Origin of the sequence: Vallitalea pronyensis (assembly GCF_018141445.1) — a bacterium.
Lineage (GTDB): Bacteria > Bacillota > Clostridia > Lachnospirales > Vallitaleaceae > Vallitalea > Vallitalea pronyensis.
In genome coordinates this window covers 2,258,265-2,275,003 of the sequence record NZ_CP058649.1, presented here as the reverse complement: position 1 = coordinate 2,275,003, position 16,739 = coordinate 2,258,265, and the positions used below count along the sequence as shown (strand labels likewise).

The 16,739-nt window shown below is 38.4% G+C and carries 14 protein-coding genes; all 14 read right to left on the bottom strand.

The annotated features are described in order from the left end of the window. Nucleotides 1–129: 129 nt before the first annotated feature. Nucleotides 130–1,215, bottom strand: a complete 1,086-nt coding sequence (asd, locus tag HZI73_RS09315) for an aspartate-semialdehyde dehydrogenase (protein ID WP_212697975.1) — start codon at nucleotides 1,213–1,215, stop codon at nucleotides 130–132. A 220-nt stretch (nucleotides 1,216–1,435) separates the two neighbouring features. Beyond that, a complete protein-coding gene (locus tag HZI73_RS09310; RefSeq protein WP_212697974.1) occupies nucleotides 1,436–2,317 on the bottom strand; it encodes a GNAT family N-acetyltransferase in 882 nt (293 codons plus the stop codon). Between the two features lie 1,103 nt (nucleotides 2,318–3,420). Next, the gene (locus HZI73_RS09305; protein WP_212697973.1) at nucleotides 3,421–5,172 is read right to left on the bottom strand and encodes a cache domain-containing sensor histidine kinase; all 1,752 of its coding nucleotides are present in this window, start codon (nucleotides 5,170–5,172) and stop codon (nucleotides 3,421–3,423) included. Beyond that, entirely contained in the window at nucleotides 5,165–5,941 is a 777-nt protein-coding gene (locus tag HZI73_RS09300) for a response regulator transcription factor (protein ID WP_246552433.1), read from the bottom strand. The genes HZI73_RS09305 and HZI73_RS09300 overlap by 8 nt, the downstream gene beginning before the upstream one ends. A 150-nt stretch (nucleotides 5,942–6,091) precedes the next feature. Next, on the bottom strand, nucleotides 6,092–7,210 hold the full coding sequence (gene msrB, locus HZI73_RS09295; protein ID WP_212697972.1) for a peptide-methionine (R)-S-oxide reductase MsrB: 1,119 nt from the start codon (nucleotides 7,208–7,210) through the stop codon (nucleotides 6,092–6,094). A gap of 195 nt (nucleotides 7,211–7,405) precedes the next feature. Next, on the bottom strand, nucleotides 7,406–8,086 hold the full coding sequence (locus HZI73_RS09290; protein WP_212697971.1) for a TlpA family protein disulfide reductase: 681 nt from the start codon (nucleotides 8,084–8,086) through the stop codon (nucleotides 7,406–7,408). Nucleotides 8,087–8,113: 27 nt separating this feature from the next. After that, nucleotides 8,114–8,818 (bottom strand): cytochrome c biogenesis CcdA family protein, encoded by a 705-nt coding sequence (locus HZI73_RS09285; protein ID WP_212697970.1) that lies wholly within the window; start codon nucleotides 8,816–8,818, stop codon nucleotides 8,114–8,116. A gap of 184 nt (nucleotides 8,819–9,002) precedes the next feature. Further along, the gene (locus HZI73_RS09280) at nucleotides 9,003–9,878 is read right to left on the bottom strand and encodes an aldose 1-epimerase family protein (RefSeq protein ID WP_212697969.1); all 876 of its coding nucleotides are present in this window, start codon (nucleotides 9,876–9,878) and stop codon (nucleotides 9,003–9,005) included. A 194-nt stretch (nucleotides 9,879–10,072) separates the two neighbouring features. Then, nucleotides 10,073–11,071, bottom strand: coding sequence for a Gfo/Idh/MocA family protein (locus tag HZI73_RS09275; RefSeq protein WP_212697968.1), 999 nt, complete (start codon nucleotides 11,069–11,071; stop codon nucleotides 10,073–10,075). A gap of 4 nt (nucleotides 11,072–11,075) precedes the next feature. Further along, nucleotides 11,076–11,858, bottom strand: a complete 783-nt coding sequence (locus HZI73_RS09270; RefSeq protein WP_212697967.1) for a sugar phosphate isomerase/epimerase family protein — start codon at nucleotides 11,856–11,858, stop codon at nucleotides 11,076–11,078. Nucleotides 11,859–11,896: 38 nt separating this feature from the next. Continuing rightward, a complete protein-coding gene (locus HZI73_RS09265; protein WP_212697966.1) occupies nucleotides 11,897–12,736 on the bottom strand; it encodes a sugar phosphate isomerase/epimerase family protein in 840 nt (279 codons plus the stop codon). A 42-nt stretch (nucleotides 12,737–12,778) separates the two neighbouring features. After that, on the bottom strand, nucleotides 12,779–14,926 hold the full coding sequence (locus HZI73_RS09260; RefSeq protein WP_212697965.1) for a hypothetical protein: 2,148 nt from the start codon (nucleotides 14,924–14,926) through the stop codon (nucleotides 12,779–12,781). Between the two features lie 25 nt (nucleotides 14,927–14,951). Beyond that, on the bottom strand, nucleotides 14,952–15,788 hold the full coding sequence (locus HZI73_RS09255) for a carbohydrate ABC transporter permease (RefSeq protein ID WP_212697964.1): 837 nt from the start codon (nucleotides 15,786–15,788) through the stop codon (nucleotides 14,952–14,954). Beyond that, nucleotides 15,788–16,651, bottom strand: a complete 864-nt coding sequence (locus tag HZI73_RS09250; protein ID WP_212697963.1) for a carbohydrate ABC transporter permease — start codon at nucleotides 16,649–16,651, stop codon at nucleotides 15,788–15,790. Before HZI73_RS09250 ends, HZI73_RS09255 begins: the two co-directional genes overlap by 1 nt. Between the last annotated feature and the right edge of the window lie 88 nt (nucleotides 16,652–16,739).

Below are 16,739 nucleotides of genomic sequence, written 5' to 3'. Positions count from 1 at the left end.
AAGCATCATCACTGCTCATGCATTTGGCAAATAATACCATACCTTACGCATGAACAAAGTGCTTTAACAACAGTCCTTCTCATATTGATTTATATTTCTAAGTCATGTTTCATTGTGACATCTTAAGATTTATTTTTTTGTAATATAGCCTTCAGCAGTTAGTAATTCTGCAATTAACACAGCGCCGCCTGCTGCTCCTCTTAATGTATTATGAGATAGACAGACGAATTTGTAATCAAATAGATTATCCTCTCTAAAACGCCCAACTGTAACACCCATACCTTTTTCATACTCTCGGTCAAGTTTAGTCTGTGGACGGCTGTCCTCTTCCATGTATTTCATAAATTGCTTTGGTGCTGAAGGTAAGTTTAATGCTTGAGGCTTACCAGCATAGTTGTTTAACAAGTTAATGACTTCTTTTACATCTGGCTTCTTCTCAAAAGATATGGAAACGGCTGCCATATGTCCATCTGCTGCTGGCACACGGATACATTGAGCCGATATGGCTGGCTCACTTGCTTCAACAATCTTACCATTTTCAATGGTTCCCCATAATTTCATGGGCTCTTTTTCGCTTTTTTCTTCTTCACCGCCAATGTACGGAATGATGTTATCCACCATTTCTGGCCAACTATCAAATGTTTTACCTGCTCCAGAAATAGCTTGATAGGTACATACATTAACCTTTGTAGGTTTGTAAGCCATAAGGGCATCCACTACAGGCACATAACTTTGAATGGAACAGTTGGGTTTAACAGCTATAAATCCTCTCGTCGTACCTAGGCGTTTTCTCTGGTCATCAATAACCTTAATGTGTGCATCATTAATCTCAGGAATAACCATGGGCACATCTTCTGTCCAACGATGAGCCGAATTGTTGGATACAACGGGTACATCTGCTTTTGCATAAGCTTCCTCTAAGTCACGAATGGCTTTTTTATCCATGTCCACCGCACAAAATACAAAATCCACTACATCGCTTATAGCCTCTATGTCATCGGCACCCTTAATAACCATATTTCCTACTGTCTCAGGGATGTCTATGGATTGTGCCCAACGTCCATCAACTGCTTCAGCATATGTTTTTCCTGCTGATCGTGGGCTTGCTGCTAAACAAGCAATATCATACCAAGGGTGGTCATGTAACAATGTAATAAATCGCTGGCCTACCATACCAGTAGCACCTATAATACCTACACGTAATTTTGATTCCATTTGCTTACCTCACTTTAATCTTATTCTATCTATTGCTTACCTATCAAGATACAAAACAAACTAAATGCTGTCACCGTGTATCTATCATCATATGTCTTTCAGACATGTACATATGTTTTTCCTTGATATAGTTTAACATGAAATCCATAAAAAATCAATCCTATTTTTTAGTTATTTATCTCTGCGTTCTGTTAAAGTGCTGCAAAGATTATACAACCTTTTACGCATGTGAACAAGCAGAAAATCTGAATGGCTTATTAAAAGTATGGTTTAGATGTCGAAACATGGTCGTCGAATCCTCTTTTTCCAATGCTTTTACAACCATAGATGTTGTATCGATATTCGGTGTAAACAAAAACTCTACCTGTTTCACGTCTTCCGTGGCTATATAAGGCAATAAAGAATCAACAGGTACCTGATTTTCACTGATTACATCAATAAGGACTAACACACCATCCTCAATCTTATACATCACAATGGTATCCTTGTCTTCCAGATAGAAAATATCATCGGTATACACATACAACATATAGAATAATAGCAAAGCCTGTTCATCCTTAATGCCAAATGACTTGTCAATATAAGCTTTATTCTTCGTTAGGCGCATAATAAGAGCTAAATCCTCTGGTTGATTGATATGAAGCTGTCGCATACCACCACTAGGTTTTTCATGGTTATGATAAGCCATTGTAAATGTATGCTCCTGAGAAGGAGAAAAACCAAGTTTACGATAAAAATCATATGCAAAATCATTCCCAAATAAATAATAGAAATCACATCGTTCATCATAATCCCTATAGATGGCTTCCATTAACTGCCTGGCAAGACCTTGTTTTCGATAATCAGGATGGGTCATCACTGTTCCAATCTGTATGGCTTCATAGGTTTTGCCCTCTATACAAATGGATAATTTACTCATTGAAATATTCGCAATCACCCTATCGCCATCCAACATGGAATAACAGATATAACGGTCATTCCAAAATCCTCTCGCATACCATGATTCAAAATCAATACCAAATGTTTCCTTTGCTAACCTATTAAAACTTGTTCTTATATGTTCAATATCTTTATAATCTTTTATCATTCTAAATTGGCTCATATTCACCACTCCTAATCCATTGTATTCTTACATAATAATCTCATGCCCTTTCATGAATTAGCATAACCACTATACATGGTGTTAATGGTTCTTATTGAATACTGTAATCTTATTTCCTCAGATGCCTATATGATTATAAAAAAGACCATAAGAAGTCATCTTCTTATAGCCTAAAATCCATATTTAAACACGAGCATGCTACTTACTCATGCCCATATACCATTATATGCCATTACAACACTAATAGTCATCAATTTTAGTACAATAAGTTATCTTCAATGCTAATCCAATAAGGACAACACAAACAAACCTCTATTAGGTAAGTTCCTTATCCTTCTTTTATTGATTTCTTATCATTAGCAATTGATTGTCATAACTTACAATACCCCTTTCGATTATTAAATAGTATTCTATAGGATTACATGGGTTTTGTCAACTATAAAGACATAAATGCTAAGGTCAATCCGGTGAAAAAATAGGTATGATGATTAGACACTGTGCAAGGTTTCCGTAGGTAGATGGGTATTATAAATCCGTTCAGGTTAAATAATGGAAGAAATACTAAGTTCACTCCAAGCTGAATGCCTAAAACTGAAAACTCACTAGCGTTCAAACACTTCAGTTTCTTAACGTCATTCATCTTTCCTTTCACTAAGGATTTCTAACCATTATTTAAACATCTCGGATTTACAATACCCATCTACCTACTAGGCAATCTGAAAGGGCTACAGGCAATACTTACCAAATGGTCAAAGTAAATTCATAAGTCACAAGAAAACGCCATGGCCTGTGGCTCTTCAACTACCCCAGTAGAGGGGGAATGGGTATGTAAAGTCGGTGATTTTTAAAAGTGTCTTAGAAAAACTTGGTGAGCGAAAGAGGTATTTCCGTTAAGAAGCTTACCTGTCTGACCTTTAGGGAGTTGTAAGCTTTAGGAAATACCTCTTTCGCGAATCTTAGCTTTTCTTAGACACTTTTAACAGGAACCGACTTTACATACCCATTCCCCCTCTACGAACGTCTTGCACATAACTTACCAATAAAAATTCCACAAAAAAACTCAACAAAATTTAAATCCAATTCCATTTCCAATCAAAACCAATCTACCCCCTAATCATCCTACCAACTACCAACCTAACAGTCGTCCCTACACCTGGTTCAGACTGCACCTCAACACCATATCCCTTACCATAATACAACTTAATACGCTTATCAACATTTTGAATACCGACCCCACCTAATTTCACTTTTTCTTCTCCCCTACTATCCTCTTGTTCTTCACCCTGCCTATCAAAACCAACCCCATTATCCATCACCGTAAACACAATACCCTCTGGTACTTTTTCCGCTGTAACCTCAATATAACCCGGCTTATCCATCCCCCGAATACCATGATAAATCGCATTCTCTACTATTGGCTGTAAAATAATCTTCGGTATAAGACAATCCTCAATATCTACATCATAGTTCAAATCATAAGTCAATTGATCCCCATATCTTTCTTTTTGAATAAACAAGTACATCCTCACATGTTCAAATTCATGTTTAACCGTCGTCCGGTCACTTCCTCCACTAAGGGAAAGTCTAAAAAAGCTGGCAAGAGCTTTTGTAATGGCAATAACCTTTTGGCTATCATCAAATTCTGCCATCCACACAATGGTATCCAATGTGTTGTATAAAAAATGAGGATTAATTTGACTATGGAGTACTTTTAATTCATACTCTCGGATATTCTTCTCTTTCACCGTCACATCTTGCATCAGTTCCCTAATACGCACAATCATGCGATTAAATTGAAGGGCTAGGGCATTCACTTCATAGGTACCGTCTTTACGAATATGAACTTCCTTTAACCCATCTTCAATATCCATCATTGCCTGCTCTAACTGTTTGATGGGATTGGTAATCTTGCCAGCAAAATAAGTACCACTAGCAATCACCACAACCGCTATAATGATACCTACAATAATCACCGTTTCAATGAGCTGCCGCTTAACACCTGCTAACTCATCCAATGAAGATATACCAATGAGCGTCCAATTGGCATGCTTTAACGGATAAGGCTCAATAAGACGTTCTATCTTGGCATCGTAACCCATTGCCATATCACGAATAGCATTTAACTCCTCTTTCAATACAGGATCACTAAAATAGGCTGGATTCTTGTGGTACACTACTTGTCCACTATCATTAAGGATAAAAGCACAACCTTTACTGCCCAAATCCAAACTATCCAGATAATCTTCAATGACTTTGTAATGCACGTCCAGTACCATCACACCGATATTTTCACCTTCATTGTTGGTAATCTCCCTACTCATGGATATGACCCATTCTTCTTTATCCATGGAGAACTTCTGCATTCTAGCAGAAGTAAGATGTGGCATACTGCCGCTATGAATGGCCTCTACATACCACTCCTCATTCATCATATCGCTGGACATGGTCATACTAAGGGCTTCTTCATTGGAAATGACTTCACCATTCTTACCAACAATGATGATGGATTTTATGTAAGGATCCGTGTTGATGGTTGTCCTAATCATATCCATCATATCGTTCTGTGAACACAGGGCTGTATCCCTTTTTCCTTCTAAATAGAAGATGGTTCTGGAATCTTCAGCTATCATCTTCGTAATGGCTTTTAACCGTTCAATGTAGAGATCAATATAATCACCGCTTTTTCCAATGGCCATTTCTGTGGACTTAATGGATTGTTGTAGCACAATATGCGACATACTATAATACAAAATAAAGCCAACAAGCAAAACCGCCAATAAGCCTGCTGCTAAAGCATTCATGGATACTTGAACTTGTATTTTTTTGAAAAAATGAGGTCGCTTCATTTTAATCATTCCTTATTTTTTCTTTGTATTTACTGGGAGCTACACCATACTTTTTCTTAAAACACGTACTAAAGTAATTGGGGTCATCAAAACCAATCACGTCTGTTATTTCATAATTTTTCATGTCTGAACTGAGTAGAAGTATCTTAGCACGTTCTAAGCGCCTGGCTAATACATATTCTTTAAAAGATTGCCCAAATAACTTCTTAAACAAACCACTGAGATAACCGACGCTTAGTCCCATTTCTTCTGCTAATAGACTCAAGGTTAGACCTTTATTGCCAATATTCTCTTCCACAAGATTGTATAACCTGCTTTGATACGTGTCCTGCTCATCAATACCGGATTGGTCTTTTAAGTCTTTTACCACATGGTTGATTTCAGATGTCACTTTTTCTTCTCTTAACTTATCCACCAGTTTTTGTAACAATTCAAAGATGTCTTTACGGGATACGGGTTTTAAAATATAGTCATCAATGCCTGTTTTTAAGGCCTTTACTGCATAATCAAAATAATCGTAGCCTGTAATAACGGCTATTTTCACATCGGGTTTCACTTCTTTTGCTAATGCTGCAAAATCCAAACCATTCATCTTTGGCATGTTGATATCTGCTAACACCATATGAGGCAATTCTTTCTTGAAAATGGTTAATGCTTCACTACCATTAGAAGCTTCAAAGACATGATCAATGGATAATGCTTCAAAATCCACAAAAGAACGAATGCCCTTTCTCACAATCGGCTCATCGTCAACAATTAATAATTTATAGATAGACATCACCCTCTCTTTATAGAAATAGATATCTTGCATATAAGTTCTGGTTTTATGGAACATAATAAATGAGATAAGAGCACCTTAGCCATACATGTATGGTTAACAATCACTCTTATCTCCATTATAGCCTTAAGGTTTTAAAACTGCAATGTCTTACTTAAATAAGCTTAATAGATAGCCATAACCTTCAGCTTCCATATCATCTTTTGGAATAAATTTGATGGATGCACTGTTGATACAATAACGTTTTCCGCCTTGATCTTCTGGTCCATCGTCAAACACATGCCCAAGATGACTGTCCCCTGCTCGACTTCTAACTTCTGTTCTCACCATGTTGTATGTGGTATCTTCTTCGTAATGCACCACTTCATCCACAATGGGTTTGGTAAAGCTGGGCCATCCACAGCCGGAATCGTACTTATCAAGGGATGTAAAGAGTGGTTCACCTGTTGCTACATCCACATAGATACCAGCTTCTTTGTTATCCCAATACTCATTACTAAAAGCTCTTTCTGTATCATCTAACTGTGTCACACGATATTGTATATCCGTTAATGTCTCTTTTAACACATCATCACTTGGTTTCTTGTATTTGTTTTCGTCGATAACAATGACCTCCTCATCTAAATGTTTAAAGTCCACATGGCAATAGCCATTGGGATTCTTTTCTAAATAATCTTGGTGATATGTCTCTGCCAGATCATAAGCCTCTAGAGGTTCTACCTCCGTTACAATGGCTTTATCATGATTTTTCTGTTCCTCTGCTATAACCTCTTCAATGATAGACAAGTCTGTCTCATCTTGATAGTATATACCTGAACGGTATTGACTGCCTCGATCATTTCCTTGTTTATTCACACTTGTAGGGTCAACCACTCTGAAAAAATACGTCAATAGTGTTTCTAAATTAACCCGCTCTGGGTCATAGGTGACATGAACGGTTTCTGCATGTCCGGACCCACCAATGACTTCTTCGTAGGTTGGGTTTTCGGTGTTACCATTAGCATACCCTACTGTTACATCTGCTACACCATAAATTCTTGCCATATAGGCTTCAATACCCCAGAAGCATCCACCTGCCAGCCATATTTCTTTTAATGGGGTCTGTGAATAGTCAATGCCTGCATTGGGATTATCTGGTAACCCACTTTCATAGGCTGTATCCATATGTTCCATATTGGCCTTAACACCTCCTGTGGTAGTTCCTGATGTACAACTGGATATTAAGACAACGATTAGTGTCAATAAAGCAATAGCACCTACGTATTTCATCTCATCTACCACCTTTCTTATATAAACTCGTCAAAACTGAATCATGCTATTACATTGGTTCTTTAGTATGTCTCATCAAATAATTCTATAGACTAGCGTTTTTGGAAACATTAAGGGGTCACTTAGTTTTAATGAAACGGGTAAAAGCACCTCGATAGCAGGTGCTCTTATCCTAGGAGAATATTAGTGAATCCTTTAATAGATTGCTTCAAAGCTTTCCGTAATTTTCTCATTACTGTTATGGCCTGGTTGTTGTTTCACTAAAATACCATCTGATCCAATGTATGCCGATGTGGGGTAGCCTCTAACGCCATATGCTTTGGCTATATCCCCGCCTTCATCAAACAACACATTCATGTGTTCTGTACCAAGACCATTAAACCATTCTGTAAAGGCTTCTGCATTCTTTTCACCACTGAACCCTGGAGATACAATGGTCAATACTTCGAAGTCATTGTCAGCACCTGCTAATTCATCCCCTTCACTCAATCCAGCTACACAAATGGAACACCATGATGCCCAGAACTTCAAGTATACTTTCTTGCCTTTATAATCTGAAAGGGTATGTGTCTCCCCGTTGATATCTGTTAATGTAAAATCATTGGCTTCTTTACCTTTATTCTTCACTTCAACTGCCATTGCATCGTCTTCCGCATTGTCTTTCATGTCATCCTTCATGGCGTCATCTGTCATCTCATCATCCATGTCCTTATCATCTGTCATGTCATCATCTGAGTGATTATCTTGCATATCTTCTGTCTGTTGATCCTTATCCATCATGTCGCCATTGTCTTTTGTATCCTCCACTTTGCTGGCACAACCTGTTATGACTAACACAAGAGCTAATACAATACCCATTTGTTTGATATAAGTCATTATTCATCCATCCTTTCCATTCATCATTTATTCAAATAATGTCATAATCACATTAAGATTTTCTGTCATCAGTAGAATACCCATTATGATAATAACAATACCGCCAACGATACGTATGACCGGCATGTATTTATTCAGTTTCTTCACATGTCTCAGAAGACTATCTGAGAAAATACTAATAATTAAGAACGGTATCATCATACCTAGTGAATAAATAAACATGAGCCATGCGCCATATACGCCTTGCCCTTCACTAGCGGATATACCAAGTACTGCTCCAAGAACCGGTCCAATACATGGGGTCCAGCCAAAACTAAATGCAAATCCTAATAAGTAAGTACCAAATAAATCATTCCTTTTACTTCGCTTAATTTGTAATTTCTTTTCCCGTTCAAGGAATTTTACATGAATAAGACCCGTCTGGTGTATACCTAATAGAATGACAATGATACCCAGTATGGTAATAAAAGTCTTACTATAAATCACAGCCCCAAAAGAACCTGCCCCAAATCCAAGAAGAACAAAACTGGTGGCTAATCCAAGAACGAATAAAAATGTCCTAAGTACGATTGTTGGGTTTATCTTCAAAGGTCCTATCTTCCTAAGCTTTGCTTCGCCCTCACCACCAAAATAAGATATATATACAGGTAATAATGGTAATATACACGGTGAGAAAAATGATATAAATCCTGCAATAAATACAGTACTTGTAAATACTTGATCGCCTGCCATATACCCCACCACCTTTCACTCATGATTTCTTTCTTGTTTATCTTATGCTATGATTGTACCCCCAAAAAAAGGCAAAAAGAATAGACTCACTTCATGTGAATCTATAATTTTTTCATATCATGGATAATATTTAATGATTATATAAGATTTGGCTATAACAAAAAAAATAGATGTTGAAGCTTTTTTATTCGATTGTCATGGTGTATCTGGCTGAGAATTCTTCTCCTACTTCTAAGTTTTGAATACCTTTTTTGGTCTTATATTGTTTATCCGTGTCATCAAAATCAGCAACCCCATACCAAGGCTCAAGGCAGACAAAAGGCGAACGATGGGGCATGCCCCATATACCCATATATGGAAACCCTTCATAGGCTATGATAATAGCTTTATCACTCTTGTTGCTTCTAAGAGCCAGTTTATTGGATACAAGGTCTAATAGAATGATGGCTCCTTCATGAAAGATATCCTGTGTCAGATGAAACTGCTGTTCCTCTTGAAGAAACGGTATACACTTAATACCAACGGTGTTATTGGCTGTTAACGCATAACGGCTTACTGTTTCTGGCTGGTCAAATGCGACATAATAATCTTCAAGTGTCTCACCTTGTTCCAAAGGTACATTGAAACCTGGGTGTGCACCGATTGAAAAATAGATGGTATCTGTGTCTAGATTTTTCACCTGATAGCCTATATGTAAATTGTTCCCTTCTAAAGTATACCCAATGGTCAAAACAAATCTATAAGGATACTTCGTCAATGTCTCTTCCGAGTACATCAGTTCATATACCAAGGACTGATTGGATTGTTCCTTCAGGGTAAAAACCATGTCTCTAGCAAAACCATGCTGACTTAATCCATACCGTTTATCATCCACATAATACTCATTATCTTTTAGACCACCAACGATAGGAAATAGAACAGGTGCTTTTCTTTTCCATGATGCTGGATCGCCCTGCCATAGATATTCAGTACCATCTTCTTTCATCATCATGCTTGATAATTCAGCGCCTAAAGCATTTACTTCTATTTTTAGTACGTCATTTTCTAATACGTTTATCATGTTATCCCTGCTTTCAATATGGATTTTTCATAGGTTATCATACTTATTTTATTATAATGGATTAAGCCTCCACAAGCAATGTCCTGTTGTGTAAAAATCATGTTCATAACATGTAAAATGCCTGTTGTATCCATGCTGGTACCTAGATACAACAATAGAGGGCACATACCTGGATGGTAAAGCCCTCTTATGCTTTATGATGTGATGATCCGTTCCATATGCTCTGGATACACCAACCCGTATTCTTTTCTAATGGCATCCATGGTTTCCATAATGGCTACTGTTTCGTCCATGGACATGATATCACTTTGTAAGCGCCCTGTTCGTATACAATCCATGACTTCCATGGCTTCGTAACCCATACCGTTTGATTCAAAAGGTAGTTCATAGTGGATTGTTTTGTCCCCTGCTTTTACCATGAATGTTTGGGCATGGAAGAAGGCAGGTATTTCTATATGACCTTTGGTTCCAGCAATGAGGGCTTGTGTTCTAGCATAATAAGCAAAGGAAGATGTGAGTAATGCTGCTTTTCCATCAGGGTATTCAAAAATATGGGTATTGCGCTCGTCTACGCCTGTTGGGGTCATACAAGCATTGGTTTTAATGGTAGCCGGTTGTCTGCCAAATAGCATACTGGCGTAAGAGACGGTGTAGATGCCCAAGTCCATCAGTGAACCGCCAGCCAATGCTCTATTATAAAAACGTCCTTCTGGGTCCATGGCTGTTTTAAAAGAGAAGTCTGCTTCCATGAACTTCACTTCACCAATTACCCCATCGGCAATTACTTTCATGATTTCTTTTGTTGCTGGTAAAAACCTGGTCCACATGGCTTCCATAAGGAACAGCTTTTTTTCTATGGCTACCTGCTGTAAGTGATGGGCTTGTTTTGCATTAATGGTAAAGACCTTTTCACATAATACATGTTTTCCAGCCAATAAACACTGTAATACATTCTCATAATGAAAATTATGGGTGGTTGCTACATAAACCACATCTACCCTATCATCGGCTAGTAGGTCTTCATAAGAATCATAGCTTGTGCTGACGTTGTATGTATGGGCAAAAGCTTTTGCTTTACCAGGTGTTCTTGAACCAACAGCTATCAACGTTGCGTCTTCAAGACTTGCAAGACCCGTTGTAAATTTAGCAGCTATGCCGCCGCAGCCAATGATTCCCCAATTAATCTTTTTCATGATTTTACCTCCAAATCTCTTTAATCCGCTTAATATCCTTCTTCAAAATCCTTTCATAATCTTGCATACGGCCATAGGCGCTCTCCAACTGAATCCACCCATTATAGCCAGCTGCTGCGTAGAACCTCATAATATCCGTACAGTTAACATCTCCTTCACCAAGCTGTAGTTCAAATGGTCCATTCCTATGACTGTCTTTTGCATGGAGTTCCCCTGTAAAAGGTGCCATATACTTGGCCATCCTTAGACCATCTTGGTTCAACATCCGCCATGGGTTCTGGGTGTCAAAAATGGTGGTTAAATATTCCGAATGGACTTCCTGATAGAACTTTTCATGCTGCTTGATGGTCATGACACTTTCTGAGCCAATGACGATATCATATTGACTGCCTAAATGGCAGGCATACTGAAACATGTCAATGGTATTGTCTAGGTCTTCCTCTGTTCTTATGAGGTTATCATAGAAACTTGGTATTTGAAGTTTAGGTATTCCCATTAATTGAGCAATTTCAATACTTTCGTTAAGCACCTCTTTCACAAAACCATGGTTCTCTTTTTTGGTCATCCCTCTTTGACATAAAAGGTTCAACGCCATGGTGGGTATGTCCATATTATGTTTTTGAATGGCTTCCAGATAAGCAGCCCTTATGGCTTCATCCCTTAACACAAACCCTTTGTTTTCGTCGCCATAATCAATGGTAATACCTTCCAATCCAAAATGTTTCGCTAATGGTATGGCTTCTATTTCTTTTACGGGTAATACCCACGCACATATACCTATTTTCATTGGTTGTTCTCCTTTTTCTTTTAGCATAAAAGCTTAGGTTAAATCACATGCACATGAACTGTTTTTGCTATATCCCGTATATACTTGACCGCTTGTTTATAATCCTCTTGTTGGGACATGTGCTCCACAAAAACTGAAATATCCGTATCCACACCTTCACACCATTGCAGTATCTTCCCAAAATTCAAATCCCCATGACCCGGTTGGCATTCTTCTAGATGGCATGGTATCACTTCTGTAAACTTAATATCCTTCAGGTGTATGCTTTTAATATGGGGCCCAAGCAAATCAAAGCAAGACTTGATAAAAGCGTCTCTCTGGGCATATTTTTTAGGGCTGTTGATCATGTTAACAAAATCTAAATGAACGCCAAAGGCTGAACGGTCTACATCTTTTAAAAGCTTTAGATACTGTTCTGGTGAATCTGGCACCATCCATGGCATACTCTCAATGGTATAACATGTTCTTGTCGGTTTAACAGCGTCAATAATTTCTCTGATGGTGTCTACAACCAGTGCATAGGTGTCATCTGTATAGTTGGCTTCATACAGGCTGGCCCAACCTTCTCCTCTTGCTCCTGCAATGTTGACACAGCAATTGGCACCCAGCGCATCGGCTAAATGTAAGCGTCTGATACAATAGTCAATGGCCTCTTTGCGCACATGTGCATCAAGAGCCATAGGGTTATTCCAGACCCCTACTTCACCTATGGTAATATTGTGTTGACGAGCATGGGTTACATAGGCCTTAATTTCTTCTTCTGTTGCATTTTCTTTTTTAACAGGCGATAAAACGGTACTGTATCCTAAGTCTCTTACAATTTTCAGCCACTCATCAGGATGCTCATAAGGTAATAGTATATTACCGCCAATTCTCATAGCCTTTTCCACCTCTTTCATATAAATTTTTCATTGGACGACTTAGCGTTTTCTTAAGTGGTATTCACCTTGTTCGTTAATGGATGTTTGTCCTTTTTCTGTTTCATAATCATGTAAATATACGGTTATACCTTGGGGTATGGTGATAAGGGTGGTTTTCTCATCATAATACACGTGAATAGCCCCTTTCGGTGTGGGTACGGAGCCTTCTACTTTTTTAAGTGAGCTTTTTAAGGGTTTAAAGCAATAGTCAAAGCCTTCTGTACATTGTGGTTGAATACCCATCACATATTTACTTAATGCAGTGACTGGTGCTGCACCCATAACCCCGTGGCAAAGGCTTTTTCCATACTTGCGACCATAAAAATCAAGTGTTCGAAGACCCTTTGCATGAATATCTTCATAGACCCGCACATCCCCAGAGGCTATTATGCCACCTATATGCCGGCGTATAGATGCTAGTGCCATGTCTGTCTCACCTAATTGACACAAGGCTTGTAACTCAAAATAATAGTTTAAGCTTATGGATGGGTGTCTCTTAACTGTACCATTTTTTATGGCAAGAGCCATTAACGGATACTTATCGTCTGGAACCAAATCATATAAGATCCCAAATACTTGAGAAAAAATTGTAAAACGTCCATCCATTTTGCCATTCTTAAAATATCCGTTACGAAAAACACCTTGCTCCTGATCATAAAAAACATCCTCGATATGCTTTCTTAATCTTTGAGCCTGTTGCGTATAGAGGGCTTGTTGTGTTTCGTCACCCAATATACCGGATGCATATGCGGCGAATTCAAAACAATGCATCAACATCATCTGCACATAACTTGGTGTACCATACACATCCGGACCTATTGCTTCATTGACAGCCCAATCAGGGAAAAAATGAGCCCCTTTAAGGGTTGATGCGCTAATAAAACCGCTTGCATCTTGGAGTGCCATATAGGTTGCCAGCGTATGGTCCATGACATTTTTACATGCTTTTAAGAACGTTTTATTTTTCCTTACAAGATAATTATATTCTATACCTAGGAGTGTATGCAATTGAAAATCCAAATAAATCACACCTAAGTCACTCATATCCGAATGGAGTGGCAACATCTGAGACATGATATGCTGATGAGCTATCTGTTCATCAAAAAATAGATAATCTGAAGCTTCCATGGCGCAGAAACCATCAAGTGCCCAAGGCAAGGCATCTCGATAGATCGCATCTAAGAGGAATTCGTGCATACAGCTATGGACTGTTGCTGCACCCATGGACCAGCAAGCATTGAGTAATGCATCATCAGAAAGAAAACCACCATGATAGGTAACAGGCCAAACCTGGGCATGAAACATCATAGACTTTACCTGAATAGACCCTGTTAATGTGATTTTTGCATAACGGCAAGCTTGTGTGGAAGAGCCATAAGTCTGCCATGTTGATTGAATATTTTCCGAATCTTTTTGTATCTGTTCAAGGAATGTGTCATCCCATTCCTGCACTTCTTCAAGGGATTGACCGACAACCATCTTAAGTGTCCCTTCTCCTTTTGCTTGACAAGTGACCTTGCCTAATTCATAATACCCAAAATCAATGACCATATGACCTGCATCATGGTTGACATAATGTGCACCTTCCTGCAGCAGGTTCCTACTACAGGTGATATGTTTGGGAGCAATTGTCATACTTATCTCCCTGCTTGACATAGGCGACCTGTCTCTCCTATTGTATTCAGGTAAATAAGCTGCTTCTTGCCACACTTGCTTATCTAGGCTGACTAACCAATCGTGGGAGGTATTGGCGTCACCGCCTTCCATATAAAAACAAGGCAAGGTGTCTGCAAAATCAATGGATACAAACAGCTTATAATGCCCTGCTTCTAATGCTGTTTCACGGCGGGTCATGTCAAGTTCCATACCATTAATGGACATGCGCATACGGCAGCTGCCTAACGTATCCCATCTAACAATTTGTTTACTTTCTACTGTCAATGTTTTTTTATAATAGGCCACATAAATAGGCTGCCTAAATGTTCCTGGGTAGCCTAAATATTTGAATCGTTTTTGTGATGTTTTTATCTTATCTTTATGAAGATGGGCAACTCTTTGACCTGGGTACCATATCCAGTAAGCCTTCCCATCTGTCATGTCATGTTCATCGGTTTTGATGGATGTATCCAATATAGGATCATATAACACGATTTGTCCTCCTCACGAAATAGAACTACCCCTTAACACCGCCAGCCATGAGACCACCCACAATGTTTTTCTGCAAGATCAGGTATAAAGCAATAATGGGAATCATGGATAACGTGAAGGCGGCAAAAGCTAGATTCAATTCCACGTTAAACTGACCGAAAAAATAAAATTGGGTTAAGGGTAACGTACGTACCGCATTTTTCTGTGCCACAATAAGGGATATAGGGAACTCATTCCAAGCCGTCAGTGCATTGAGTATAACGGATGTGGATACAATGGGTTTCAACAGAGGAAAGACAATCAACCAGAACCCTGAGAACCGATTGCATCCGTCGATGCGAGCCGCTTCTTCAAATGAAACAGGTACTGTTTTAATGAACCCTGTATAGATAAATATATTATAACCAATCTGAAATCCAGCAACAGCCAAAATCAATCCCAGCCTTGTATTCATCAGACCAAATTCTTTTAACGAGACATACAATGGCAGCATCACCACTTGAAAAGGTATCAATATAGCCCCAAGAGACATATAGAATAGAGCATTATAGATACCGCCTTTGCCTCTAGCAATGACATATGCTGCCATGGAGCAGGTCACGGTTACAATGAGCACAACCGCTAAGGTAAGAATCAAGCTGTTAATGGAAGCCCCAAAGAAATTAGAAACTTCAATGGCTTTTGCATAATTCTCAAAATGGAATACTTTAGGAAAGGCTAATCCTGAAAAAGCAATCTCACTTTTGGTTTTGAAGGAATAGACAATGGCAATATAAAATGGCAGTAAGAAAACCACGGCAATGGCTGAAATAACCACATAGTAGAGAACGTTTAAACCTGTTCTTTTTCGCTTATTATCCATTACATCTCCACCTCTCTTCTTCTAAAAAAGGCAGCTGTTAAGCCCGATAAAATAAAAACTAAAATCATCATATAGATAGCTACTGTTTGGCCATAACCTACTTTGTTGTAGTTGAAGGTATATTTATACACATATAACGCAAGGGTCTCAGAAGATTTCCCAGGTCCGCCACCTGTTGTGGCCATGACATAATCAAAGACTTTAATGCCCCAACCAATGAACAAAGCAAAGTTAATGGTAAAAGCAGGCGTTAACATGGGTATGGTAATTTTAAAGAATTTTTGTATAGGATTAGCCCCATCTACTTTGGCAGACTCGTAGAGTTCTTGGGGTATGGATTGAAGCCCTGCTAAATAAATGACCATCACATAGCCTGCGTCACGCCATAGAGAAATCATGGCAATGGCAGGAATGACCGTTTTTGGATTCCCTAGTAAGCTGTTGATATTGAACAAAGCTCCTATGACATCTGTATACATATAAGACCATAAAAAGCCTGCCAATACAAAACTGATCACGAAAGGCACAAAAAATATGGTTCTGTAAATCTTCGTACCTTTTAATTTATTATTAAGGGCTAATGCCAGTGCCAAACCAACCACATTATTGCATATAACCGTAATGACTGTATATAAGAATGAGTTTCTTATGGGTAAAAAAACCGTTGGGTCTCTAAAAAACTTGACGTAATTTTTAAAGCCTATAAAGTCATAATTCTTGGCTACCCCATCCCAATTGGTAAACGAATAAATAAACCCTCTAACAAATGGCTCAGCAACGATAAATATAAACAGAATCATTGCAGGTGCTAAAAATCCAATTTTCCATCCATTGGCTTTTATTTTTTTCATATATTTTTTCATCTCATTATCACCTTTCTTGCTTTATCACCATGATGCATAACCATGTAATAAAGCGACTTTATAAGGTCGCTTTATTACCAAGGTCCTA